Genomic DNA, 325 nt, shown 5'->3' with positions numbered 1-325 from the left:
GTCCGCTGACGGCCTTCATTTCAATCCGCTACCCGAGCCGCTTGGGCCTTCCTATGCGCGCTTCTTTCACCATGACCAGTGGTGGTACGGTTTTCTGGGGACGAGCACCGTCACCGTCTTCCGTTCCGGGACCGGCATCTCCGATTTCGAACAAGGCCCGGTTATCCTGCCTCCCGTAAAGGGCCGTCCGACCCCACGGCATCTGGCACTGCAGAAATCCGGCCGCTGGCTGCGGGTCTATTACACGCGCCGGGGCGACGCGCCGGAGCGCATCCTTCACGGCACGATCGATCTCGCCGAGGACTGGCGAAACTGGACGGTGCAG

General features: G+C 63.7%; 1 protein-coding gene. It reads left to right on the top strand.

Annotated features, from left to right (window positions below; translation table 11 throughout):
- On the top strand, positions 1-325 hold a 325-nt coding region (locus EN852_RS41435; protein ID WP_210238319.1), incomplete at both ends, for a hypothetical protein.

The sequence above is a fragment of the Mesorhizobium sp. M2E.F.Ca.ET.209.01.1.1 genome (genome assembly GCF_004010375.2).
Lineage (GTDB): Bacteria > Pseudomonadota > Alphaproteobacteria > Rhizobiales > Rhizobiaceae > Mesorhizobium.
Note: the sequence above shows the minus strand (reverse complement) of the source record. Positions and strands in the feature narration are given on the sequence as shown.